19 protein-coding genes are annotated in these 25,476 nt (G+C 71.2%); 10 read left to right on the top strand and 9 right to left on the bottom strand.

Annotated elements, in window-relative coordinates; genetic code table 11:
• Positions 1–67: 67 nt before the first annotated feature.
• The 4 genes from P3L51_RS05410 to P3L51_RS05395 all read right to left on the bottom strand — a co-directional run bounded on the left by P3L51_RS05410 (position 68) and on the right by P3L51_RS05395 (position 5,037).
• Complete coding sequence (locus P3L51_RS05410; RefSeq protein ID WP_354603876.1) at positions 68–517, bottom strand: response regulator; 450 nt, start codon at positions 515–517, stop codon at positions 68–70.
• A complete protein-coding gene (locus P3L51_RS05405) occupies positions 514–2,205 on the bottom strand; it encodes a sensor histidine kinase (protein ID WP_354603875.1) in 1,692 nt (563 codons plus the stop codon). The genes P3L51_RS05410 and P3L51_RS05405 overlap by 4 nt, the downstream gene beginning before the upstream one ends.
• Positions 2,205–3,497 (bottom strand): PP2C family protein-serine/threonine phosphatase, encoded by a 1,293-nt coding sequence (locus P3L51_RS05400; protein ID WP_354603874.1) that lies wholly within the window; start codon positions 3,495–3,497, stop codon positions 2,205–2,207. The genes P3L51_RS05405 and P3L51_RS05400 overlap by 1 nt, the downstream gene beginning before the upstream one ends.
• 388 nt (positions 3,498–3,885) lie before the next feature.
• Positions 3,886–5,037: an ABC-2 transporter permease gene (locus P3L51_RS05395; protein WP_435594378.1), complete on the bottom strand. Its 1,152-nt coding sequence runs from the start codon at positions 5,035–5,037 to the stop codon at positions 3,886–3,888.
• Between the two features lie 248 nt (positions 5,038–5,285).
• Between P3L51_RS05395 and P3L51_RS05390 the strand changes: the two genes are divergently transcribed.
• Positions 5,286–8,513, top strand: a complete 3,228-nt coding sequence (locus P3L51_RS05390; protein ID WP_354603873.1) for an alpha-L-rhamnosidase — start codon at positions 5,286–5,288, stop codon at positions 8,511–8,513.
• 74 nt (positions 8,514–8,587) lie between these two features.
• On the opposite strand, the gene P3L51_RS05385 is transcribed toward P3L51_RS05390, so the two are convergent.
• From P3L51_RS05385 to P3L51_RS05375, 3 genes are all read right to left on the bottom strand, one after another.
• A complete protein-coding gene (locus P3L51_RS05385; RefSeq protein WP_354603872.1) occupies positions 8,588–9,238 on the bottom strand; it encodes a hypothetical protein in 651 nt (216 codons plus the stop codon).
• A gap of 120 nt (positions 9,239–9,358) precedes the next feature.
• Positions 9,359–10,720 carry an NAD(P)/FAD-dependent oxidoreductase gene (locus P3L51_RS05380; RefSeq protein ID WP_354603871.1) on the bottom strand — a complete coding sequence of 454 codons (1,362 nt, stop codon included), beginning with the start codon at positions 10,718–10,720 and terminating at the stop codon, positions 9,359–9,361.
• Between the two features lie 73 nt (positions 10,721–10,793).
• Complete coding sequence (locus P3L51_RS05375) at positions 10,794–11,867, bottom strand: LacI family DNA-binding transcriptional regulator (protein ID WP_435594381.1); 1,074 nt, start codon at positions 11,865–11,867, stop codon at positions 10,794–10,796.
• 129 nt (positions 11,868–11,996) lie between these two features.
• On the opposite strand from P3L51_RS05375, the gene P3L51_RS05370 reads away from it, so the two are divergent.
• The 8 genes from P3L51_RS05370 (at position 11,997) to P3L51_RS05335 (ending at position 21,519) form a co-directional block, all read left to right on the top strand.
• Positions 11,997–13,301, top strand: coding sequence for an ABC transporter substrate-binding protein (locus P3L51_RS05370; protein WP_354603869.1), 1,305 nt, complete (start codon positions 11,997–11,999; stop codon positions 13,299–13,301).
• A gap of 8 nt (positions 13,302–13,309) precedes the next feature.
• A complete protein-coding gene (locus P3L51_RS05365; RefSeq protein WP_354603868.1) occupies positions 13,310–14,260 on the top strand; it encodes a carbohydrate ABC transporter permease in 951 nt (316 codons plus the stop codon).
• Positions 14,257–15,078 (top strand): carbohydrate ABC transporter permease, encoded by an 822-nt coding sequence (locus tag P3L51_RS05360; RefSeq protein WP_354603867.1) that lies wholly within the window; start codon positions 14,257–14,259, stop codon positions 15,076–15,078. Before P3L51_RS05365 ends, P3L51_RS05360 begins: the two co-directional genes overlap by 4 nt.
• A 101-nt stretch (positions 15,079–15,179) precedes the next feature.
• Positions 15,180–17,453 carry a beta-xylosidase/alpha-l-arabinosidase gene (locus P3L51_RS05355; protein WP_354603896.1) on the top strand — a complete coding sequence of 758 codons (2,274 nt, stop codon included), beginning with the start codon at positions 15,180–15,182 and terminating at the stop codon, positions 17,451–17,453.
• 55 nt (positions 17,454–17,508) lie between these two features.
• Positions 17,509–19,131 carry an alkaline phosphatase D family protein gene (locus tag P3L51_RS05350; protein WP_354603866.1) on the top strand — a complete coding sequence of 541 codons (1,623 nt, stop codon included), beginning with the start codon at positions 17,509–17,511 and terminating at the stop codon, positions 19,129–19,131.
• A 329-nt stretch (positions 19,132–19,460) separates the two neighbouring features.
• Positions 19,461–20,327: a Sco1979 family transcriptional regulator gene (locus P3L51_RS05345; RefSeq protein ID WP_354603865.1), complete on the top strand. Its 867-nt coding sequence runs from the start codon at positions 19,461–19,463 to the stop codon at positions 20,325–20,327.
• A 91-nt stretch (positions 20,328–20,418) separates the two neighbouring features.
• Entirely contained in the window at positions 20,419–21,204 is a 786-nt protein-coding gene (locus tag P3L51_RS05340; RefSeq protein WP_354603864.1) for an SAM-dependent methyltransferase, read from the top strand.
• 45 nt (positions 21,205–21,249) lie between these two features.
• A complete protein-coding gene (locus P3L51_RS05335; protein ID WP_354603863.1) occupies positions 21,250–21,519 on the top strand; it encodes a DUF6296 family protein in 270 nt (89 codons plus the stop codon).
• Positions 21,520–21,605: 86 nt separating this feature from the next.
• Here P3L51_RS05335 and P3L51_RS05330 read toward each other — a convergent pair whose 3' ends face one another.
• Entirely contained in the window at positions 21,606–22,616 is a 1,011-nt protein-coding gene (locus P3L51_RS05330) for an iron-containing redox enzyme family protein (RefSeq protein WP_354603862.1), read from the bottom strand.
• 257 nt (positions 22,617–22,873) lie between these two features.
• Complete coding sequence (locus tag P3L51_RS05325; protein WP_354603861.1) at positions 22,874–23,890, bottom strand: alpha/beta fold hydrolase; 1,017 nt, start codon at positions 23,888–23,890, stop codon at positions 22,874–22,876.
• A 137-nt stretch (positions 23,891–24,027) separates the two neighbouring features.
• On the opposite strand from P3L51_RS05325, the gene pdxR reads away from it, so the two are divergent.
• Positions 24,028–25,452, top strand: a complete 1,425-nt coding sequence (gene pdxR, locus P3L51_RS05320) for a MocR-like pyridoxine biosynthesis transcription factor PdxR (RefSeq protein ID WP_354603860.1) — start codon at positions 24,028–24,030, stop codon at positions 25,450–25,452.
• The last annotated feature ends 24 nt before the right edge of the window (positions 25,453–25,476 follow it).

The raw sequence follows: 25,476 nt of genomic DNA, 5'->3' as shown, positions 1-25,476 counted from the left end.
CCGCCGAGAATGTTTACGTAGGACAACATTCTCTGTTGTGAAGTTTAACAGCGCGCCGGGTGAGTCCTCAGAACGCGCGCGGCAGCTTGACCACGGTCACGAAGAAGTCGTCGATCTGCTGGACCGCCTTGATGAACTGTTCGAGGTCGACGGGCTTGGTCACATACGCGTTGGCGTGCAGCTTGTAGCTGCGGAGAATGTCCTCCTCGGCCGCCGACGTGGTGAGGACGACCACCGGGATATGGCTGAGGTCCGGATCGGACTTGATCTTCTCCAGCACCTGTCGGCCGTCGTACTTGGGCAGATTCAGGTCGAGCAGGATGAGATCGGGGCGCGGCGCCTCGGCGTGCTCCTCGCGCTGGTAGAGGAAGTCCAGGGCCTCCAGACCGTCCCGTACGACATGCAGGGTGTTGCCGATCTTGTTGTCCTCGAACGCCTCGCGGGTCATGAGTTCGTCGCCGGCGTCGTCCTCGACGAGCAGGATTTCGACGGGCCGAGGCTGGGGCGAGGTGCTCATACGGTGCTTCCTTCGGTGGTGGTGACCGGCGGGCCGGTGGAGACCTGCGGGCCGGTGGTGACGGCCGGCGAGGACGGCTCGGCGGCCGCGGGCCGCGGTGGTTCGGCGGGGAGGGTGAAGGCGATCCGGGTGCCGTCGGTGTGGGCCGTGTCGATCCAGATGTGCCCGCCGCTGTGTTCGACGACCTTCTTGCACAACGACAGACCGATACCGGTGCCCGCGTACGCGTCCCTGGCGTGCAGCCGCTGGAAGATGACGAAGACCTTCTCGGCGAACTCCTCGGCGATGCCGATCCCGTTGTCGGTGACGGTGAACGTCCAGGATTCGGCCCCCTCCACCCGGTCGACGGCGACCACGATGCGCGGATCCCGGTCGGGGTGGCGGAACTTGACCGCGTTCCCGACGAGGTTCTGCCAGAGCATCGTGAACAGCGTCGGGTCGCCGACGACCTCGGGCAGCTCGGCCGGGCGCTCGATGACGGCGCCACTCTCCTCGATGGTCACCGAGAGATTGCGTACGGCGCGGTCCAGGGCCGCGTCGAGGGCGACCGGTTCCTGCGCGTCCTGGACCCGGCCGACGCGGGAGAAGGTGAGCAGGTCGTTGATCAGGATCTGCATGCGCTTGGCGCCGTCGACGGCGAAGCCGATGTACTGCGTGGCGCGGTCGTCGAGCTGGTCGCCGTAGCGCTTCTCCAGCAGCTGGCAGAAGGAGGCGACCTTGCGCAGCGGCTCCTGGAGGTCGTGCGAGGCGACATACGCGAACTGTTCCAACTCGGAGTTGGAGCGCCGCAGTTCCACCGCGCTCGCGTCCAGCTCGGCGGCCTGGCGCGCGAGTTCGTTCTCGTTGCTCCGGGAGGTGGCGAGTTCGCTGACGACCCGCAGCCGCATGCCCTCCACGGCCGCCGCCAGCGTCCGCAGATCGGCCGGCCCGTGCGCGGGGATCGCGTGGTCGAAGTCCCCTTCAGTGACCCGCCGGGACGCGGTGCGCACGGTGTCCAGCGGCCGTACCACCGTGAAGTGCACGAGGACGGTGATCGCCACCCCGGTCAGCAGGAACGCCACCAGCGCGGCGATCAGCGCCCGGTCGCGGTCCGTGCGCGCCTCGGAGAACGCGGCCCGCGCTTCGCGCTGCTCCTGCCCGAGGTGCTCCTGCTGGGCATCGAGCGCCGCGCGGACCCGGTCGAAGGCCCGCTTCGCCGCGGTCACCGAGGCGGCGTCGTCGCGCGACGCGCCCGTCAGCGCCGGGTCGGCGAAGTCGGCGCGCCACTCGCGCGCCGCCCGGTCGACCGCCCGCAGGTCGGCCACCGGCCGGTCGAGCCCGTCGATCAGGGCGGTGAGCCGTTCACGCGCCGCCGTCTCGTCGGTGAGGCCGCGCCGGTACGGCTCCAGCAGGTTCTCGTCCCTGGTCAGCTGATAGCCGCGTACGCCCGTCTCCTGGTCGAGGAGGGCGGCCTGGAGCCGGAAGGCCTGGGTACGGGCCGGGGACACCTCGTCGATCAGGTGGTCGCCGGTCTCGGTGGTGCGCGCGAGCGTGGCCGCGGCCACCGCCCCGGCGCCCAGCGTCATGACGCAGAGGGCGGCGACGGCCAGCAGGAACCAGGCCTGGACGGTCAGCCGCCGGAGTATCCGGACCCGGTGGCCGAACGGCGGGCGCGGCGTCCCGGCGGGAGCTCGCGGGGTGTCGGACATCAGGTGGCACCGTTCCATTCGAGATGAAGCACGGCGACGTCGTCGGCCAGGCCACCGCCGCTCGCCGCGAGGGTCTGCGCGGAGTGGATCAGCGTGTCGACAAACGTCTCGGCCGCCTCGTGTGCGTGGCGCCGGGCGAGTTCCAGGAGTCCGTACTCCCCCAGCCGTTCGAAACCGGTGCCGATACGTCCCTCGATGAGCCCGTCGGTGAACATCATCACCGCGCCGTGCCGGTGGACGGGGACGGGGGTCACGGGCCAGGACGCCCGGCCGGGCAGCAGGCCGAGTACGGGACCGCCCGGCACCTCCTCCAGGCGTACACCGCTCTCGGGCGAGCGGATCAGCACTCCGGGGTGGCCGGCGCGCATCACGTTCATGTGGTCCTCGGCCGGGAGCCGGGTCAGACAGGTGAGGGTGGCGAAGATCTCGGGCCCGGACCGTTCGGCGACGAGGATCTGTTCGAGCAGGGCGAGGAGTCGCTGGCCGCGGGCGCCCGCCAGGACGAAGGAGCGCCACGCGACCCGCAGGCACACGCCGAGCGCCGCCTCGTCGGGCCCGTGCCCGGAGACGTCGCCCACGACCGCGTGGGTCATGCCGTCGGGTGTCTGCACGACGTCGTAGAAGTCGCCGCCGAGCAGCGCCTGGGAGCGGCCGGGCTGGTAGCGGGCGCATATGGCGACCGTCGAGTCGAGGAGCAGCGGGGTGGGCAGCAGACCGCGCTCCAGGCGGGCGTTCTCCTGGGCGCGGAGCCGGCTCGTCTGGAGGGCGGACGCCGCCTGTTCGGTGTGCTTGCGCTGGATCGCGTAGCGGATCGCGCGCAGGAACAGGTCGGGCTCCACCCGCCCCTTGATCAGATAGTCCTGGGCCCCCGCAGCGACGGCCGCGAGACCGGCCTGCTCCTCGGCGAGCCCGGTCAGCACGACCACGGCCGCGCCCCCGGCGTGGACGAGGACCCGCTCCAGGGCTTCCAGGCCCTGGGCGTCCGGCAGATGGAGGTCCAGCAGGATGCACTGGGGCACCTCCGCCTCCAGCGCGACGACCGCCTCGGTCAGCGTCCTGGCGAGGCTCAGCCGCAGCGGGACCTCGCTGTCGGCCACCAGTTCCTCGACCAGGAGCGCGTCGCCGGGGTCGTCCTCGATCAGCAGCACCGTGGGCGGTCGGCCGCTCCACAGGGCCTCTTCCCCCCGCGTCGTGTCCCTGCTCGCGGGGACGCGTCCCCGTGTGCCGGGCGACGGAGGGGTGCCGGGTCTGCCTGAGGTGGATTTGACCGCTGTGTTCGGGCGGGTGCCCATGGCAGTTGTTCTCCTCTCGCCACGGGCGCCACGGCCCGTGGGACCGCCGGGTGCGTCCGGGTTGAGACTAAAGCGATCAGTTACCGCATGACAACATTTTCCTGGATCACCCTTGGATCACCCCCGGCCGACCGCCGGGCGGCCGTCCGACGACCCGCGCGCCCACCGGACGGGCACATGGCCGCCCTGGTCGCCGACAGTCCCGTCGGACGCCCGAGAACATCGGACGCCCGTCCGCGGTCACGGCCGAAGCCGCCGCCCCGGAGTACCCGGAAGTGATCCTGGCAGAGTCGGGGACCGTACACGCGCAACGGTTGCAAACTGGCCGGGGAGGCGTTCGGTACGGCCGAACCGGTACGGCGGAACCGGGCGCGTGAGGACGCCGCGCTCAGGCGGGTGAACCCTCGCCCCGGCCCTCGTCCTCGTCCCTGTCCTTGCCCTCGTCCCTGTCCTCGTCCGCAGTCGCGGTCGCCCGCCCGCCCGGATGGCGGTGGCGCCAGGACCAGAAGACGACGATCGACAGCAGCGCCCAGCCGGCCAGTACGAGGAAGGGAAACGCGTGCTGGGACTCCCCGAAGTACACGGCCGTGTGCTGCGCGTTGACGGACGCGCCCGGCGGGAGCCAGCGGCCGACATGGCCGATGAGCGACGGCAGCAGCGGCCAGGACACGGCGCCGCCGGACGACGGGTTGCCGAGGAGCACCATCAGCCCCCAGGTGGGGAGCATCGCCCAGCGCCCCAGCAGGGTGTTGAACATGGTGAAGACCATCCCGGACGTGAACATCGTGAACGCCAGGATCGACCACGACTCGGCGAACGGCAGGTCGATCGCGCCCAGTTGCCAGTCCACGACGGCGGCGATGGCGAAGCCGCCGAGCAGCCCGTTGGCGGCGATGAAGCCGATTCGTTCGGCCGGGTCGAGCCCCTTCGCGTGGACGCTCAGCTGGATCGCGCCGATGAAGCCGACGATCACCGCGGCAAGTGAGATGTAGAACAGGGCCAGCCCTCGCGGGTCGCCCTTCTGGAGCGGCTTGATGTCGCTCACCCGTACCGGAACCCCGGTGGCGCGGGCGGCCTTCGGCGCCGCCTCGGTGAGCACTTCGGCGACGGACGCCCCGGCGGCGCCGGCCACGTTCAGAGTGACACCCGCCCGGCGGAAGGTCAGGATCGCGAAGACCTCCTGCTCCTCCACCGCGTGGCGGGCGGCCGCGTCGCTGTCGTAGGTACGCGTTCGCAAGGAGGTGTTGAGCGCCTTCTCCATCGCCCGCGTGAAGCTTTCGGCCGCCGGGGTGGACGAGGAGCCGACGACGGCGGTGGGAATCTGGTGCGGGGTCGGGTTGGCCATGGCGTAGGTGTACGAGCCGGCGAACAGCCCCGCCATGGCGGACAGGATGAGCAGCAGGACGGTCGCGGGCAGGAAGGGCGAGTTCCGGAACTGGTCCAGCCACTCCATGACGGCGCGCCGTCTCCCGTGGGCGGGCCCGTGCGCTGCCCGGTCGTCCCTGGTACCGCCACCGCTCCCGCCACTGCTCCCCGTCATGAAAAGCACCGTAAACCACACATATCGCCGGACCATCCATCCGCGCCCCGAGGCGACGCGACGGTGGCAGGAGCCGCGACCGGAGCGGCGGCCGGAGCCATGGCCGGATCGCACTGAAAGGGTTCAGCAATGCGGACCAAATCGCCTGTCCGACAGGGCAATGTGAGCGCGACACCTTGACGCGGCAGGAGCCCGCCCCTACTTTCACGCAATGAATCGATTCACTGTCGAATTGTTCTGGGGTTGACGTGATCAGTAGACGCCGCATGCTCACCACCACCACCGCAGCCGCGCTGGGCACCTCCCTCGCCACGGCCGCCGCGTCGTCGGCGCAGGCCGCCGAGCAGACCGCGGCCGGCGCCGCCGGCCCTGGCCGGGCCGGCGCACTCCGGGTCGGGGCGCCGACCGTCGAGTACGTACGCAATCCGCTGGGCCTCGACACCCCGAAGCCCAGGCTGAGTTGGCCCCTGCTCTCCGACACGCCCGGCCAGGCGCAGAGCGCGTACCAGGTCCGGGTCGCGTCGAGTCCCGAGAAGCTGGCGAAGCCCGACGTGTGGGACAGCGGCAAGGTCGTCTCGGACCACTCGGTGCTCGTGTCCTACGCGGGGCCCGCGCTCAAGCCCCTGACGCGGTATCACTGGTCGGTCCGCGTCTGGAACGCCGCCGGTGAGGTCTCCGGCTGGAGCGACAGCGCCTGGTGGGAGACCGGGCTGTTGAGCACGGCGGCCTGGTCCGCGCGGTGGATCGCCGCGCCGGTGACGCTGAGCGGCGCGCCGACCCTGCGGGGCTCGTCCTGGATCTGGTTCCCCGAGGGCGACCCGGCGAACAACCTGCCCGCCGGGACCCGTTGGTTCCGCCGCGCCGTCGATGTCCCGGCCGGTGTCACCGGCGCCCGTCTCGTGGTGGGCGCCGACGACGCGTACACCGTGTACGTGAACGGCACCGAGGTGAGCCGCACCGAGCCCGACGGGCCCGCCGAGAACTGGCGCCGTCCGGCGGTCGTCGACGTCACGGCCCAACTGCGCCCCGGCGCCAACGTCCTGGCCGCGTCCGCGATCAACGCCAGCGAGAGCCCGACCGGTTTCATCGCCGTACTGGAGCTGACCTCGGCCGACGGCACCACCGCCGTCCACACGGACGACACCTGGAAGAGCACGGACAAGGAGCCGTCCGGCGCCGAGGGCGCGTGGCGGCAGGCCGGTTACGACGACAGTGCCTGGCCCGCCGCCAGGAAGGGCCCCGCGTGGGGCTCCGGGCCGTGGGGCGCGGTGGCGCCCGCGTACTTCCCCGCCACCCAGCTGCGGCACGCCTTCCGGCTGGCCGACAAGCCGGTCGCGAGCGCCCGTCTCCTCACGACGGCGCTCGGCCACTACGAGGCGCACATCAACGGACAGCGGGTCGGCAAGGACCAGTTCGCGCCCGGCTGGACCGACTACCGCCAACGGGTGCAGTACCAGACGTACGACGTCACCGCGCTGGTCCGGCGCGGCGCCAACGCGCTCGGCGCGCATCTCGCGCTCGGCTGGTACGGCGGCAACCTCGGCATGTTCGGACCGCACCACTACGGCGACCGCCCCTCGCTGCTGGCCCAGTTGGAGGTCACGTACAAGGACGGGACGAGCGAGCGGGTCGTGTCGGGGAACAACTGGCGGGCCGCGTCCGGGCCCATCGTGTCGACCGACATGCAGGCGGGCGAGGAGTACGACGCCCGGCTGGAGACGAAGGGCTGGACGTCACCCGGCTTCGACGACACGGGCTGGATCGCGGCCGAGCAGGTCGACGGCATCGAGACGGAGATCGTCGCGGAGCTGGACGGCCCGGTGCGGGTCACCAAGGAGCTGCCCGCCAAGAAGGTCACGCGCGTCGCTCCGGGGGTCTTCGTCTTCGACCTCGGCCAGAACATGGTCGGTTCGGTACGGCTCCGGGTGTCGGGCAAGGCGGGCACGAAGGTGAGGCTGCGGCACGCCGAGGTGCTGAACCCGGACGGCTCGATCTACACCACCAACCTCCGTACGGCGCGCGCCACCGACACCTACACGCTCAAGGGCGGGGGCGAGGAGACGTTCGAGCCGCGCTTCACCTTCCACGGTTTCCGCTACGTCGAGGTCACCGGCTTCCCGGGCACGCCGCGCGCGAGCGCGGTCACCGGGCGGGTCATGCACACGTCGGCGCCGTTCACCTTCGAGTTCGATTCCGACGTCCCCATGCTCAACCAGCTGCACAGCAACATCAGTTGGGGCCAGCGCGGCAACTTCCTCTCCATTCCGACGGACACGCCCGCGCGGGACGAACGGCTCGGCTGGACCGGTGACATCAATGTCTTCGCCCCCACCGCCACGTACGTCATGGAGTCCGCGCGCTTCCTGACCAAGTGGCTCCAGGACCTGCGGGACGCGCAGACCGACGCCGGCTCGTTCACCCACGTCGCCCCGGACATCGCCAACGTCGGTGACGGCTCGGCCGGTTGGGGCGACGCCGGTGTCACGGTGCCGTGGGCGCTGTACCAGGCGTACGGCGACGAGAGGATACTCGGCGCGTCGTGGGACTCGATGGTCAAGTGGCTGGACTATCTGCGCGCGCACAGCACCGACCTGCTGCGGCCTGCGGACGGTTTCGGTGACTGGCTCAACATCGAGGACGAGACGCCGAAGGACGTCATCGGCACGGCCTACTTCGCGCACGTCGCCGATCTCACCGCGCGGACGGCGGCGGTGCTGGGCAAGGATCCCGCGCCGTACGAGACGCTGTTCGGCCGGATCCGCGACGCCTTCCGGGCGGCGTACGTGAGCGCCGACGGCCGGGTGAAGGGCGATACGCAGACGGCCTACGTGCTCGCCCTGTCCATGGATCTGCTGCCCGAGGCGGCCCGCGAGCCCGCCGCCGACCGGCTGGTGGCGCTGATCGAGGCGAAGGACTGGCACCTGTCGACCGGCTTCCTCGGCACGCCCCGGCTGCTGCCGGTGCTCACCGCCACCGGGCACAACGACGTCGCCTACCGGCTGCTGCACCGGCGCACGTTCCCCGGCTGGGGCTACCAGATGGAGAACGGCGCGACCACGATGTGGGAGCGCTGGGACTCGATCAGGCCGGACGGCAGTTTCCAGGACGCCGGGATGAACTCCTTCAACCACTACGCCTACGGGTCGGTCGGCGAGTGGATGTACGCGAACATCGCGGGGATCGCGCCGGGGCGGCCGGGGTTCAAGGAGATCGTCATCAGGCCGCGGCCCGGTGGCGAGGTGAAGCGGGCCGGGGGCCGGTACGCGTCGGTCTACGGGCCGATCACCACCCGCTGGGAGTCGGGGCCGCGCGGCTTCGAGCTGGAGTGCTCGGTGCCGCCCAACACCACGGCCGAGGTGTGGGTGCCGGCGCGGAAGGCGGGCGACGTCAGGCACAAGGGCGCGAAGTTCCTGCGGATGGCTGACGGTTGCGCGGTGTACGCGGTGGCGTCCGGGCGCCATCGGTTCACCACCTGATGGCGGGCCGGGCGGCCGGGTACGGGAGAGGTTTCCCGTACCCGGGCGCCCGGCCGCCCGGCCGTCGGCGCGTGTCAGCCGCCGAGCAGGGGCGGCAGTCCGAGGAGACCGCCGAGCAGGCCGTCGACCGGATTGCCGTTGCCCTCGGGCTCGGCGGGCGACGGGTCGGGCTCGTCCCGCGGCTCCTCGGGAGGCGCGCCGGTGTTGTCGTCGGCGGGCGGGGTCACCACCGATGCCGGCGGCGTCGGAGCGGTGTCCGCGCCCGGACCCGTTCCCGCGTTGTTCTGTCCGGGGCCGGCACCGGAGGCGATCGTGCCCGCGCCACCCGCCGGGGTCTCGCGCGGCGCGGCGGCGCCGTCCCCGTCCGTCGCGTCGGCCGCTTCGGCGGGAGCCGCCGTGGCCGAGGGCGGTACGACGCCCTCCTCCCAGCCCCAGCCGGACGGCAGAGTCCCGTTCGGGATGGTCGGCTCCCAGCTGGGCTGCCCGGCCCCGGTCTCTTCCCCCGTGACCTCGGCGGCCTCGGCCACCTCGTCCGCCACGCCCGGTATCTGGAGAAACGGCGCGCTGGAGCTGCCCCCGATCAGCGAGGCCGCCACGGTCGTCGCGTAACAGGCGCAGACGACGGCGACCGCCCAGCCGAACCGCCGGAACGTCCGGCCCCGGCGACCGCTGGCGTCGACGAACACCGGTCGCTTTTCGAGCTCACTGTCTCTGTGTGCGTTCACTGAATCCGCATGTCCCTTGGTCTTCTCTCCGCGAGTCGCGGAAACGCCCGGTCGGACATGTCTTCGGAGTCGACAACGCCACAGATTGGTCGGATTACCCGATGGGCTGAAAAGCGTGGGTCACTGGCGTGCGGTCAGGGTTCCCGTGTGTTCACGCACCTGCGCGGGCGTCAGATAGGCGTTCGTGTACTCGAAGTCGTGCAGCGAGGCCGGCTTCTGCGCCTGGAACCCGGTCCGTACGAAATCGTCCCCGGCGACGGCGTTGAGCACCCAGTTGGTCAGCACCCGCGCCTTGGCGACATTGGTCCGCAGCGCCGACCAGTGGTAGCCGCGGGCGACGGCCTGGGCCGGCAGCCCGCGCAGTTCGACACCCATGGGCTTGGAGACCGCGTCCCTGCCGCCGAGGTCGACGACGAGCCCCAGATCCTTGTGCTCGTACCGGTGGAGAGGCTGACGGCGCACCGTGGCGATGACGTTGTCGGCCGCCGTACGGCCCTGTCGCTTGGCGTGCTGGGCGGTCGGCGGGCAGATCGCGTCGCCGCCCTTCATCAGGTCCGGCACGGCCCCCGCGTCGCCGAGCGCGAAGACGCCGTCGAGGCCGCCGACCCGCAGCTCGGGCGAGACCACCAGCCGGCCGCGCAGCGTCTCGGCGTCGAACGTGCGGACCAGCGGACTCGCGACCACGCCCGCCGTCCAGATGAGCGTGCGGCAGGGCAGCACCCGGCCGTCGGTGAACGTCACCTCGTCGGGGCCGGCCTTGGCGATCGACACCCCGAGCGACACCTCGATCCCGCGCTTGCGCAGGATGTCCAGGGCGGTGGCGCCGAGCTTGTCGCCGAGTTCCGGCATGAGCTTGGGGGCGATGTCGATGAGGTGCCACTTGATCTGCTTCGGGTCCAGCCGCGGATAGCGCCGCAGGGCGCCGGTGGTGACGCGCTGGAGACACGCGGCCGTCTCCGTGCCCGCGTAACCCCCGCCGACCACCACGAACTGCAGGCGCGCCGCGCGCTCCTTCTCGTCCGGGCTGGCGTCCGCGATGTCGAGCTGCGCGATGACGTGGTCGCGTACGTAGGCGGCCTCGGCGAGCGTCTTCATGCCGCGCGCGTTGTCGACGAGTCCGGGGATGTCGAAGGTGCGGGTGATGCTGCCGGGGGCCAGCACGATGTAGTCGTACGGCTGGTCGACGACCTCGCCGGTGATCTTCCGGATGACGCAGATCTTCGCCTTGGGATCCACTCCGATGGCCCCGCCGGGGATGATCCGGGTGCGGTGCTTCCTGCTGCGGCGCAGCGAGACCGCGACCGACTGCGGGGTCAGCACTCCCGAGGCCACCTGCGGCAGCAACGGCAGATAGAGCTGGTAGGAGAACGGCGTGACCAGGGAGATCTCCGCCTCTCCGGGCCCCAGCCTCCGCTCAAGGCGGTGCACGCACGCCACCCCCGCGAAGCCTGCGCCCACTACGAGAATCCTCGGTCGTGCCACGGTGTCCATCCCTTCCCGGTCGTGCTGGGTCGCCCTTCACCTTCCCCGGGACCGGCTTCTCTCACGGACCGGTTCACTCCCTCGCGGGCTTCACCACCGCCGTGCTGTTCCTGACGACCAGCCGGGTGGCGAACTCGATCCGGGTGTCCGCCTGGCCGAGGGGGGCTTCGGACCGGTCCCCGCCGCTCTGGTACGCGCGCCGCAGCCGCAGCAGCATCCGGGCGGCCTCCTCGGCCATCTCCACCAGCGGCTGGTGCACGGTGGTGAGCGCCGGGCTCGACCACCGGGCCGGCGGGATGTCGTCGTAACCGACCACGGAGAGGTCTTCCGGCACCTGGACGCCGAGCACCCGCGCGGCCTCCAGCACGCCGAGCGCCTGGAGGTCGCTCCCGGCGAAGATCGCGGTGGGCCGCTCCCGGAGCCTGAGCAGTTCCATCGCGTGGTCGTAGCCGGCCCGCACGTGGAAGTCGCCGAATCGCACGAGGCCGGGGTCGACCTCCGCGCCGGCCATCGCCATGGCGGAGCGGAAGCCGTCGAGGCGCGCCAGGGAGCACAGCATGTCCTCGGGGCCGGTGACGACGGCGATGGTGCGGTGGCCGAGGTCGAGCAGATGGCGGGTGGCGGCGAGGCCGCCGGCCCAGTTGGCCGAGCCCACGGAGGGCACGTCGGGTTCCGGGTCACCGGCCGGGTCGATGATCACGAACGGGATGGCCCGTGACCACAGCTTCTTCTTGAGTTCGTCGGGGAGCGTGGAGAAGACCAGCACCACGCCGAGCGGGCGGCGGCGCAGGACCCCTTCCACCCACTCGGCTCCCGGGGAGTGCCGGGTCCCGGTCTCGGTGAGTACGACGCTGACGCCGGCGGACTTGGCGACGTTCTGCATGCCCCGGATGAGCTCCATCGACCAGGCGCTGTCCAGCTCGTGGAAGACGATCTCGATGAGCGGCGCCTCGGGGACGGACGACGAGGAGCGCCGGTAGCCGTGCGCCTCCAGCAACTCCTCGACCTTGACGCGCGTCGGGGCGGAAACATCGGGGCGCCCGTTGAGCACCTTCGAAACTGTCGAAAGGGAAACGCCCGCCTGGGTGGCCACCTGAGCGAGGGTGACTCGCCCCGCACTCCTGTCATCTCGCATGGACTGAAGGATAAAGCACAGCCTTGTGTAACGGTTTCGCCGAGCGATGACATCGATGTTGACCGACTCCCGAGCGGACCCTACGGTCGCTCTCCACAGAGACTTTCGGGCAGATTCCCGATACTTTCGAGAGGTCGACCGATGAAGACACGCGCACGGTTCCGTCGAGCCGTCGCAGGCGGCGCGGCGCTGGCTCTGAGTCTGGGCCTGGCGGCCTGTGGCGGCGGCTCCTCCTCCGGCGGTTCGGACGAGTTCCACGTACTCGTCTACGGCGACGCCGGGAACCGGGTGGAGAAGCGGCTCGTCGCGACGTTCAACAAGACGTCAGAGGTCAAGGCGGTCCTGGACACCGTCCCCGGCGCCGACTACCAGCAGAAGCTCCAGACGGTCATCAACACCCCGCAGGCGCCCGACGTGTTCTTCAACTGGGGCGGCGGGAGCATCCAGCCCTTCGTCGAGGCGGATCTGCTGCTGCCGCTGGACGGCATGATCAAGAAGGATCCGGGGCTGAAGGCGAACTTCCTGCCGTCGGTCTTCGAAACCGCGCAGGTCGACGGGAAGTCGTACGGCGTACCGATGCGCGGCACCCAGCCGGTGCTGCTCTTCCACAACAAGAAGATCCTCGCCGACGCGGGCGTCGAGGCGCCCCGCACCTGGGACGACCTGCTGGCCGCGGTGAAGGCCCTGAAGGGCGAGGGCGTCACGCCCATCGCTCTCGGCGGCGGCGACAAGTGGACCACGATGATGTGGTTCGAGTATCTGTACGACCGCGTCGCGGGCCCCGAGCTGTTCAAGAAGGCACTGGCCGGTGACAAGGCGGTTTGGGACAGCGCCGACAGCAGGAAGGCGCTGGACATGCTGAGGCAGCTGATCGACGCGGGCGCCTTCGGCACCAACTACGACTCGGTCAAATTCACCGACGGCGGCTCCCCCGCGCTGCTGGCGAGCGGCAAGGCCGGCTTCGAACTGATGGGCTCCTGGGCGTACTCCACCCAGCAGGAGGCCGACCCCGACTTCGCCGGGAACGACCTCGGCTACGGCGCCTTCCCGAGCGTCGAGGGCGGAAAGGGCGACGCCGCCGACCTCGTCGGCAACACGAACAACTTCTACTCGGTCCGTAAGTCGACCGAGCACGCCGACGCGATAGCCGAGTTCCTGAAGCTCATGTACTCGGACGAGTTCGTCGAGGCGCACCTCGCCATCGGCAATCTGCCGACCACCACGAACACCACGAAGTTCCTGGACTCCGCCGACAACCCGGAGTATCTGAAGTACCAGTACGACCTGGTGGACAAGGCGCCCGCCTTCCAGCTCTCGTGGGACCAGGCGTACCCGCCGAAGAACATGACGCCCATCTATGTGGCGGTCCAGCAGTTCTTCAACAAGCAACTCGACGCGGACGGCTTCATCAAGGCCATGCAAGCCCTCACGACCGTCCGAGGGTGACGCCTTCCATGGTTGCTCTCGCCACTCCCGTGAAGAACGGGAACCGGGACGGCCGGACCACCGGGCCGAACGGTCCCTCGGCCCGCCGCAGGACCGGCCGGCCCGGTCTCGGCTGGGCGCTGCCCGCCGTCGTGTTCTTCGCGCTGTTCGCCGTCGTGCCACTGGTCCTGGTGGCCGTCCTGTCCTTCACCACCTGGTCGGGCCTGGGCTCACCGGAGTTCGCCGGTCTCGACAACTGGGTCACGCTGTTCCACGACCCGGTGATGATCAAGAGCCTGTGGCTGAGCGTGCTGCTCACCGTCCTGGGGGTGGTCGTCCAGACCCCGCTGAGCATCCTGCTCGGTGTCTGGGCGGCGGGCCCGCAGCGCAACCGGGCCGTGCTGTCGGCGGTCTTCTTCATCCCGCTGCTGCTGTCGGCCACCGCAGTCTCGGTGCTGTGGCGGGCCCTGCTCGACCCGAACTTCGGGGTCCCCTCGGAGGCCGCCTGGCTCTTCGGGGACGGCAATCTGCTGGGCAGCCGTACGGGAGCGGTCGCCGTCCTGGTGCTGGTCAGCACCTGGCAGTTCACCCCGCTGCACGCCCTGATCCATCAGGGCGCGACGCGCGCGATCCCCGCGGTTCTCTACCAGGCGGCGGAGATCGACGGCGCCGGGCGGGTGCGGCAGTTCTTCCACATCACCCTGCCGCAGCTGCGCAACTCCATCATCACGTCGGTGATCCTCATGGTGGTCGGAGGTCTCACCACCTTCGACACGGTGCTGATCCTCACCCAGGGCGGACCGGGCACCGACACCACCATCAGCGCCTACTACATGTACCAAAAGGCCTTCAAGGGCTTCGAGTTCGGCGCGGGCGCGGCCATCGCGCTGCTGCTCGTCCTGGTGGCGACCGCCGTCTCGCTGGTGGTGGTGCGGGTCTCCGGCTTCGACAAAATGGCCGGCACCAAGGAGGGCATGTGACACGCCGCCGCCCCAACTACCTGGCGGGCGTGGGCGTCACGCTGTGGCTGTTCGTCGTCGGCCTGCCGCTGTACGTCATGCTCGGCGCCGGCGTGCAGTCGCGCGCGGACTACAGCGCGGCCGGACCGCTGGCCCTTCCGGACCACGTCACCTTCGCCAACTACCTCGACAGCTTCTCGAACGGCTTCGGCCGCTACTTCGTCAACACCCTGATCGTGACGGCCAGTGTGGTCGCGATCGTCCTGCTCCTCGTGCCGCCGCTGGCGTTCGCGATCGTCCGCAACCGCGGCCGGAGCACGTCCGGTGTCTTCCGGCTGTTCCTGCTGGGTCTCGCGATCCCCGCGCAGGCGGTGATCGTGCCGATGTTCTACGTCATCAGCGAGGCCGGTCTCTACGACAACCTGATCGGCGTCATCCTGCCGACGGCGGCGTTCTGCATGCCGGTCTGCGTGCTCATCCTGACCGGCACCATGCGCGACATCACCGACGACCTCTTCGAGGCGATGGCCATCGACGGGGCGGACGCGCGGCGGGTGTTCCTCCGGCTCGTCCTGCCGCTGTCGAAGAGCGGGCTGTCCACCATCGTGGTGTTCGCCGCGCTCCAGGCGTGGAACGGGTTCCTCTTCCCGCTCGTGCTCACCCAGTCCGAGGAGACCAAGGTGCTCACCCTCGGTCTGTACAACTTCCAGACCCAGTACGGCATCGACATCCCGGCCGTGCTGGCCGCCGTGGTGCTGTCCACCGTGCCCGTCCTGCTCGTCTACCTGTTCGCCCGGCGGGCCCTGGTCCAGGGGCTGATGGGCGTCGGAGGAAAGTGACCGACAACGTGACCACCGACGCCCCCTCGGATACGACCACCGCCGGCGACGGCTCCCGAGCGGTGGCCCGCGCCGCCCGCGTCGAGGAACTGATCGCCGCCATGACCCTGGAGGAGAAGCTGGCCCAGCTGTACGGCCTGTGGGCGGGCGCCTCCCCCGACGGCGCCGAAGTCGCCCCGCACCAGCACGACATGGACGAGCCGCCCGGCCTGGACGAGCTGCTCCCGTACGGACTCGGCCAGCTGACCCGGCCGTTCGGCACCGTCCCGGTCGATCCCGCCCTGGGCGCACTGTCCCTGATGCGTACTCAGGAGCGGATCGTCGCGGGCAACCGGTTCGGCATCCCGGCGATGGCCCACGACGAGTGTCTGGCGGGCTTCGCCGCGTGGGGCGCCACCACCTATCCGGTCCCGCTGGCCTGGGGCGCCGCCTTCGATCCCGGCCTGGTCCGGACGATGGCGGCGGCGATCGGGAGCGACATGCGCTCCGTGGGGGTCCACCAGGGGCTGGCCCCCGTCCTGGACGTGGTGCGCGACGCGCGGTGGGGCCGGGTCGAGGAGACCATGGGCGAGGACCCGTATCTCGTCGGGACCCTCGCCACCGCGTACGTCCAGGGGCTGGAGTCCACCGGACTCGTCGCCACGCTGAAGCACTTCGCGGGCTACTCGGCCTCCCGCGCCGGCCGCAATCTCGCCCCGGTCAGCATGGGGATCAGGGAGCGCGCCGACGTCATCCTCCTCCCCTTCGAGATGGCGGTCAGGGAGAGCGGCGCACGGTCGGTGATGCACGCGTACACCGACACCGACGGCATACCCGGAGCCGCCGACGAGCAGTCGCTGACCGGTCTGCTCCGGGACACCTGGGGCTTCGAAGGCACGGTCGTGGCCGACTACTTCGGCATCGCGTTCCTCAAGTCCCTGCACGGGGTGGCCGCCGACTGGGGCCAGGCGGCGGCCATCGCCCTGACCGCGGGGGTCGATGTCGAGCTGCCCACCGTGAAGACGTTCGGGCGGCCGCTGCGGGAGGCTGTCGCCGCGGGGGAGCTGACGCAGGCGCCGGTCGACCGGGCCCTGCGCCGGGTGCTGACGCAGAAGGCGCAGCTCGGCCTGCTCGATCCCGGCTGGAGCCCGCTGCCGCCGGCCCTGGCGGACGCCGAACTCGACGCGCCGCACCGGCTGCGTGCCACCGTGAGCCTGGACACCGCCGCGCACCGGGACATCTCCCGCCGTCTCGCGGAGCGGTCGGTGATCCTGCTGCGCAACGACGGGGTCCTGCCGCTGGAGCGGCCCGCCCGGATCGCGGTGGTCGGCCCCCAGGCGGACACGCCCACGGCGGTCCTGGGCTGCTACTCCTTCCCCGTGCATGTCGGGTCCCAGCACCCCGGCACCCCGGCGGGGGTGCAACTGCCCACGCTGCTCCAGGGGTTGATGTCGGAGTTCCCCGGATGCGAGATCGTCACCGCGACCGGTTGCGGCATCGACTCGCCGGTCACCGACGGATTCGCCGCCGCACTGCGGGCGGCGCGCGGGGCGGACGTGATCGTCGCGGCTCTCGGTGACCGGGCGGGCCTCTTCGGCCGGGGGACGAGCGGCGAGGGCTGCGACGCGGAGTCCCTGGCCCTGCCCGGCGTACAGCAGCAGTTGCTCGACACCCTGCTGGACACGGGGACGCCGGTGGTTCTCACGCTGCTCGCGGGACGGCCGTACGCGCTGGGTGAGGGGGCCGTCGACGGCGCGGCGGCGATCGTGCAGACGTACTTCCCCGGGCAGGAGGGGGCGCGGGCGGTCGCCGGGGTGCTGAGCGGCCGGGTCGAGCCTTCGGGCCGGCTGCCGGTGAGCGTTCCCCGGCGGCCGGGCGGGCAGCCGTCCACCTATCTGGCGGCGCGGCTGGCGCGGGCGGGCGACTCGTCGAACGTCGATCCGACGCCCGCGTTCGGTTTCGGGCACGGGCTGACGTACACCTCGTTCGTCTGGTCCGGGCTGACCGCCGACAGCGCCGCGCCGACCGACGGTGAGCTGCGGCTGTCCTTCACGGTGCGCAACACCGGTGGCCGGCCGGGGACCGAGGTGGTGCAGCTGTATCTGCACGACCCGGTGGCCTCGGTCGTGCAGCCGGTCCAGCGGCTGGTGGGCTATCTGCGCGTGCCGCTGGAGCCGGGCGAGGCGGCGAGGATCGGCGCCACCGTCCCCGCCGACCTCGCCTCCTTCACCGGGCGGGACGGGCGCCGTGTGGTGGAGCCGGGTGAGCTGGAGCTGCGGCTCGCCGCGTCCAGCACCGACACGCGGCTGACCGCGCGGGTCGCCCTGACCGGTTCCGTACGGGAGGTGGACCACACCCGTGCCCTGCACGCCCGGATACGCCGGGAGGAGGAGTAGATCACTCTGATGCGGGGTCAGTAGAGCTACACAACAGGGCATATGACTTCTCACCATGGGAAATCATCTGCCGGAATTCCGCGCTGCCGCCCGCCGCGTCGCCCGCCGTCAATTCGTCACCCGCACCGGCGCCGCGGCCGTGCTCGCCTTCGCGGCGAACATGCCGGCCGCCGGCGCGGCGAGCGCCCGCCGGCTCAACCCCAGGGACATCGCCAGGAACCCCTTCACGCTGGGCGTCGCCTCGGGCGACCCGCACCCCGACACGGCTCTGCTCTGGACCCGGCTGGCACCCGAGCCGTACACGGCGGACAGCGGGCTGCCCGCCGAGCGGGTCGAGGTGGAGTGGGAGGTCGCCCACGACGAGCGCTTCACCCTGATCGTCAGGAGCGGCACGGCGACCGCCCACCCCGAGTTCCACCACAGCGTGCGCGTCGAGGTCCCGGGGCTGTCGGCCGACCGCTTCTACCACTACCGCTTCCGGGTCGGTACGTGGATCAGCCCGGTCGGCCGCACCCGTACCGCCCCCGCGGCCGGGGCCCTGATCACCCGGCTCAAGTTCGCCACGCTCTCCTGCCAGGCCTACTACCACGGCTATTTCACCGCCTACAAGCACCTGGCCGCCGAAGACCTCGACGTCGTCGTCCACCTCGGCGACTACCTCTACGAGTACGCCGTGACGGCGGAGGGCGGCTCGCGGAAGTACACCGACCGCACGCTCCCCGCGCACTACAACTCGGAGACGGTCACACTGGAGGACTACCGGCTGCGCTACGGCCTCTACAAGTCCGACCCGGACCTGATGGCCGCGCACGCCGCCCACCCCTTCGTCGTCACGTGGGACGACCACGAGACCGAGAACAACTACGCCGACGAGACACCCGAGAACGACGTCCCGCCGGAAGAGTTCCTGCTCCGCAGGGCCGCCGCCTACCGCGCGTACTGGGAGAACCAGCCGCTGCGCGCCCCGCAGCAGCCCTACGGCCCCGACATGCGGCTCTACCGGCGGCTGCACTTCGGACAGCTCGCCCAGTTCGACATCCTCGACACCCGCCAGTACCGCTCCAACCAGGTACAGGGTGCCAACTGGCAGGTGCCGGGCGCGGAGTCGAAGGACCCCGGGCGCACCATGACCGGCGAGACGCAGGAGCGGTGGCTGCTGAACGGCTGGCAGAGCTCGAAAGCCACCTGGAACCTGCTGGCGCAGCAGGTGACGTTCGCCCAGCGCCGTGACAGGCCCGGGGCGGGCTTCAAGCTGTCGATGGACGCGTGGGACGGGTACACGGCCTCCCGCGAACGTGTTCTGGACGGCGCGAAGGCGGCCGGTCTCGACAATCTGATGGTGCTGACCGGAGACGTACACGTCGGCTACGGCTTCGACCTCAAGGCCGACTTCGACGACCCGAAGTCCCGTGTCGTGGGGACGGAGATCGCCACGACATCGGTCAGCAGCGGTATGGACGGCGCGGAGAAGCCGTCCAACTGGTCCAACCTCACGTCGGCGAATCCGCACATGAAGTACTACGACGGGCGCCGGGGATACACGACGTTCACACTCGCGCGGGACCGGGCCACGGTGACGTTCAACACCCTCACCGCCGTGACGAAGCCGGGCTCCGCGCTCACCAGGGCGGCGTCGTTCGTCACGGAGGCCGGTAATCCGGGATTGACACCCTCGTAACGCGGCGGCACGGAAGCCGTCACGACCGGGTGGGATTCTCTCCGGCGGGCCTGACCGGAGTACCGCCCTCTGGTGGCACGGGCTTCTGAGCGACATGCTGTCGCCCGTGCCCACACCTTTTCGGCCAGGGCAGCACGCACGAGCGCATGCGAGCCCGACCGGCCGCCCGACACGGCCAAGACCCTGGATCGAGCTGAGGACTTGAGATCACGGAGCACGGCGGCCGCACCGGCCGCCGAGAGACCGCGAAAGATCAACAGACCCGCCCCACAGGTGAGTTGCTGTGGCAGACTGTCCGCCATGGCTGCGGTGGTGCTCGGGGGTGCGGAATGAGCGAGCCACGGTCGGCTCCGACGATCGGTCAGATCGTGCTCAGCAGACAGCTGCTGGCGCTGCGCGAGAAGGCGGGACTCAGCCGGGAACAGTCCGGTCAGCTGCTGCGGGTCACGGCGGCCACCGTCCGCCGGATGGAGATGGCGGAGGTCGGGCTCAAAGTCCCGTATCTGCAGATCCTTCTTCCCGCGTACGACGTGCCGGACGAAGAGGTCGACGTCTTCCTCCGGCTGGCCGACGAGGCCAACAGGCCCGGCTGGTGGCAGCGGTTCCACGATGTGCTCCCCGACTGGTTCAGCGGCTACGTCAGCCTCGAAGAGGCCGCGACGACCATGCGCTGCTACGAGCCGCACTTCGTGCCGGGGCTGCTCCAGACCGAGGAGTACGCGCGGCACATCCTGACCGCCGGCGCCCTCGGACAGCAACTGTCCGACCCGTCCCGTGTCGAACGCCAGGTCGCGCTGCGGCTGGAGCGCCAGGCGCTGCTGACCCGTACCGACGCGCCCGTCTTCTGGGCCGTACTGGACGAGACCGTGCTGCGCCGCCACGTCGGGTCGCCGGAGGTGATGCGCGCCCAGGTCGACCGGCTGCTCGAAGCGAGCGAACTGCCCAACGTGACGCTCCAGATCGCCGAGTTCGCCGCCGGCCATCATCCCGGCACATACAGCCCGTTCGTCCTGTTCCGCTTCGGCATCCCCGAGGTGCGGGACATGGTCTACATCGAGTATCTGACCGGCGCGCTCTATCTCGACGAGGACGCCGAGGTCTCCGAGCACATGGAGGCCATGGACCGGATGGTGGCCCACGCGGAGTCCGCGAGCCGTACGAGACAGGTGCTGTCCGACTTCCGCGACGCGCTGTGACCGGCGGAAGACGGCACCGGGCCGTCACCGGTCCGGTACTCCTCGTACGAACCACCCCCCACTCCTGATCAGACAGCCGACGGAGCACCCCATGAACGCAGGTTCGCCGAAGTCCCAGGTCGACACGGGCAGGCCCCACCCGGCGCGGGTGTACGACTGGCTCCTGGGCGGCAAGGACAACTACGCCGTCGACCGGGCCGTCGGGGAGCGGCTGCCCGACCTGGGGAAGCGCAGTGCCAGGCAGAACCGCGCCTTCATGCACCGCGCCTCCGCGTGGCTGGCCGGCCGGGGTGTCGACCAGTACCTCGACATAGGCACCGGCATCCCGACCGCGCCGAACCTCCACCAGATAGTCCAGGAGATCAATCCGAAGGCCCGGGTCGTCTACACGGACAACGACCCCATCGTGCTCCGGCACGCCGAAGCGCTGCTGTTCAGCACGGCGGAGGGCGCGACCGACTACATCCAGGCGGACGTGCGCGAGCCCGAGGCGATCCTCGACCACGCGCGCGGGCACCTGGACTTCGACCGGCCCGTGGCCGTGTCGCTGATCGCGCTGATGCACTTCATCCCGGACGGCGACGGCCCGTACGAGATCACCCGCGCCCTCCTCGACGCGCTCGCGCCCGGCAGTTATCTGATGCTCTCCCACGGCACCTTCGACTTCCACCCGGAGCTGGAGGCCCAGATCACCGGGACCTACGGCAAGGGCGGAATCGAGCTGAGCTTCCGCACCCGCGACGAGGTGGCGCGGTTCTTCGACGGTCTCGACCTCGTCGAGCCCGGACTCGTCACCGGCCCCGAGTGGTACAAGGACACGGCCGCGCCGGAGCCCGAGGACAACGCCCTCTACGCCGGAGTCGCCCGCCTCCCGTGACTGGGTGACCATGGGGGGTGGTGCCTATCGCGGGAGGAGGCCCCCATGCCTTATCCGGAACGCTACGAGCTGGTCTTCGAGGAACCGACGCCCCCGGCGGACCCGGTCGGCCCGGCCCCACGCGAGGGCGTCGAACGGGACGCGGTGACGGTCCGGCGTACGGCCAGGGCCGGGGCGGGCGGCTTCCCGGTGTACGAGGACGAGACGGGCATCGTGCGTGCGGAGATCAGCGACCGGGGCGAGGTACGGATGCTGGCCAGCGGAGGCCAGCAGGCGCTCAGCACACCGGTGACGGCGCGGTCGCTCGACGCGTGAACGGCCCGGCCCCGTCCCCCGGTGATCACCGGGGGACGGCTTTCCCACGGGGCCCGGTCCACACGACCGGATTCACAGGACCGGATTCACAGGGGCGTACGCAGACCGGAGAGGCCGTCGCGCCAGGCCGGGAGCAGCTTCTCGGCGAGGCGCGCGTCCAGCACGCCCGTCGCGTCGACGCCGAAGGCCACGTCCGTCTCCAGCCACGGCTCCTCCTCCAGCAGCCCGCCGACGACCTCGCGGCGGACGAGCTGTTCGTGGGTCCCGTCGCCCGCCACGTGCTCGGCGTAGAAGTGTTCGGCCGCCTCCCCCGCGTCCACGCGCCGCATCGCCTCCGCCAGCCGGCGGGACGCGGGCGACGAGACCACCTCGACGGCGGCGAAGTGCCCGACCAGCGCGCCGCGGAGCGCACGGTGCAGGCCGAACATCGACATCAGGTTGACGCTCGCCAGCATCTCCCCCGTCGCCATGTCGACGTACCGGCCGTAGGTCGTGTCCAGGCCGAGATCCGTCATGAGGGCGGCGTAGAGCCGTGAGTGCATCCGGTCCGCCCGTCCCGCCCCGAACTCGCCGAACTCGACCGCGACCATCGCCGCTTTGGCGCGGCCCCGCAGCCGGGGGATCACCCAGGCGTGCGGGTCGGCCTCCTTCAGGTGGTAGACGGAGCGCTGGGCGGCGTACTCACGCAGGTGCCACAGCTCGCCCTCGTCCCTGAGGTAGTGGGACGTGCTCGCGCCGTCCGGCGATTCGACCAGGAGGTCGGCGAGCGCCTCGTCGACGTCGGTGCGGCGTTTGGTGTCCGCGCGCAGCACGTCGAGGAAGCGGCGTTCGAGGTCGGCGCGGAAGGCGAGCAGCGCGGGGTCCCACTCCCAGGCGGGGTCGACGCCGCAGAATCCGCGGTAGTGCAGTTCGTAGCAGAGGTAGAGCGCGAGGTGCAGGTCCTCGCCGTACGGGGCGGCGTCGTCGGCCGTCCCGCTCGGTGGGAGAGGGGTCCCGGAACCGGGGCGGCCACGCAGGGCACGTACGACTCCGTAACTGAGGTCGCCACGGCCCGTCGGCAGAGCGGGCCCGGTCGGCCGGACGTCGGCGTTCTCCACTGACTTCACTCCTTGACCTGATCGAACTGATCAGCGTGCTCGGTTCGATCATTCTCGCCGCTTTGCCCGGCCTGTCCCCGTTCGCGGGCGGCCAAGCGGTGACCACCCCCGGACCGTGGGTAACGGCCCGTCCCGCCTCGTGCCCGCCCGTCGGCGCCGCCCCTTTCCGGTACGCCGGACGGGCGCGCCCGCACGGCCCCCGCGCGGTCCCGGCGCGGCGGGGGTGTGCCGCCGTTCGGGTGATCCGGACCCGTCGGTCAGCGTGCCGGCAGGGCGTTCAGCCACTCGGTCAGCAGGCCGTTGACCTCGTGGGCGCGCTCCTGCTGCACCCAGTGCCCGCAGCCTTCGATGATGTGCGAGGAGACCAGGCCGGGAAGGGTGGTGGGGAAGTTCCGCACGGCGTCCGCCATCCACGCGAGGGAGGCGTCGAGGCCGCCGCCGATGAAGAGGGAGGGCTGTGTGAGCGGGGCGCCGTACCAGGCGGCCAGGTCCGCCCAGTCCCGGTCGACGTTGCGGTAGCGGTTGAGCGCCCCGGTCGGTCCGGTCCGCTCGAACTCGCCCGCGTAGTGGTCGAGGTCGGCCTCCGAGAGCCAGGCGGGCAGCGGGCCGGTGGGGAACCGGTCGCGGAGCCTGCCGCCGGGCGGCACGAAGAAGAGGTTCCCCTCACCGTCGGGCGGCAGCGTGTCACCCGAGATCCCGGTGTAGAACCCGGCCAGCCAGCCGCGGATGTCGGGCTCGATCTCGGCCTCGGCGCGGCCGGGGGTCTGGAAGTAGCTGACGTAGAACTCCTCGTCGCCGCCGATCCGCGCGAACGCCTCGGTCGGGCGGGGGCCGCCGCGCGGCGCGTACGGAACGCTGAGGAGCGCCGCCGCGGTGAACATGTCGGGGCGAAGCAGGGCCGAGTCGGCGGCGATGTTCGACCCCCAGTCGTGGCCGACGATCGTCGCCGTCTCCTCTCCGAGGGCGTGTACGACTCCGACGTTGTCGGCGACGTGGGCGAGCATCCGGTAGTCCTCGACGGCCGGGGGCTTGGAGGAGCGTCCGTAGCCGCGTACGTCGATGGCCACCGCGCGATAGCCGGCGGCGGCGAGCGCGGGGAGCTGGTGGCGCCAGGAGTACCAGGACTCGGGGAAGCCGTGGACCATGAGGACGAGGGGGCCGGTGCCCTGTTCCACCAGGTGGATACGGCCGCCGGGAACCTCCACCAGGCGGTGCTCGGCGCCCGGCGGAGTGATGGTGGTGGTTGCCGTGGACGGCGTGGTGGGGTCCGGCATGGGTCCTCCTCGGGGTGATCGTTTCCGCTCACCATCATTCGGCGGTCGCCGCGCGCGGACCAAGAGAACTTGCCGGACCGGCAAGCCGGGCCGGCCGCGGACCGTCGTCGACCGGGCCCTGCGTAGGGTGCGTTTCCATGTCGGATCGACGGGTCGAATCAGTGGGGGCGGGCGCGGGCGTGGGGACGGATCTCCATCTGGAGCTGAGCGGACGGGGGCCGCGTAGGGAGCAGTTGATGCTCGCCCTGCGGGACGCCATCACCTCGGGCCGGCTGGCGCCGGGCACACGGCTGCCGCCGTACCGCACGCTCGCCGTGGACCTGGGCATCGCCCGTAACACCGTCGGCGAGGCGTACGCCGAGCTCGTCGCCGAGGGCTGGCTCACCGCACGCCAGGGGTCGGGCACCCATGTCGCGTCGCGCGCCACGCCGCTGCCGGTCGCCACGGGCCGCGCCCGCCCTTCCGCGCCGGCCGCGCCCGCGGTGGCGTACGACTTCATGCCGACGTCGCCGGACGCCTCCGCGTTCCCCCGGTCCGCGTGGCTGACCTCGGCGCGCCGCGCGCTCAACGCCGCTCCCAGTGACGCGTTCGGCGTCGGCGACCCCCGGGGGCGTATCGAACTGCGCACGGCGCTCACCGAATATCTCGCCCGCGCCCGCGGGGTGCGCACCGCGCCCCACCGGATCGTCGTCTGCGCCGGTTTCGCCCACGCCCTGCGCGTCTTCGGGGAGGTGCTCGACGGGACGGTGGCCGTCGAGTCGTACGGGCTCGCCTTCCACCGTTCGCTGCTCACCGGTGCCGGGCTGCGCACCGTGCCGCTGGCCGTGGACGCCGACGGCGCGCGGACCGCCGAACTGGGCGCGGTCGACGCGCGGGCCGTACTGCTCACGCCCGCCCACCAGTTCCCGACGGGGGGCCCGCTGCGTCCGGAGCGGCGGACGGCGGCCGTGGACTGGGCGCGCGCCACGGGGTCGGTGGTGCTGGAGGACGACTACGACGGCGAGTTCCGTTACGACCGGGAGCCGGTCGGCGCCGTGCAGGGGCTCGATCCCGACCGGGTGGTCTATCTGGGGTCCACGAGCAAGAGCCTCTCCCCCGCGCTGCGGCTGGGGTGGATGGCGCTGCCGGAGGGTCTCGTGGACGACGTCCTCGCCGTCAAGGGCAGCCGCGAGATGTGGACCGGAGTCTCCGACCAGCTCACCCTCGCCGACTTCATCGCCCGCGGCGCGTACGACAGACACGTACGTCTCATGCGGCGCACGTACCGGCGGCGGCGCGACCGGCTCGTCGCGGTCCTCGCCGAGCGGGCACCGCACATCGGGGTCAGCGGCATCGCGGCCGGACTGCACGCGGTGCTGGATCTCCCGCCGGGCACCGAGCAGGACACGGTGCGGGCGGCCGGCCGGCTGGGCCTCGCGCTGGCGGGGCTCGGCGCCTTCCGGCACCCGGAGAGCGCCGTGGAGGCGCGCGACGGTCTGGTGATCGGCTTCGGCGCCCCACCCGATCACGCGTTCGACGGCGCGCTGCGGGCGTTGTGCGCGGCGCTGCCGCCGGCCCCGTAGGCACCATCCCCCGCACCGAATGAT

It is taken from the genome of Streptomyces panacea (assembly GCF_040560175.1).
In the GTDB taxonomy this organism is placed as follows: Bacteria; Actinomycetota; Actinomycetes; order Streptomycetales; family Streptomycetaceae; genus Streptomyces; species Streptomyces panacea.
Note: the sequence above shows the minus strand (reverse complement) of the source record. Positions and strands in the feature narration are given on the sequence as shown.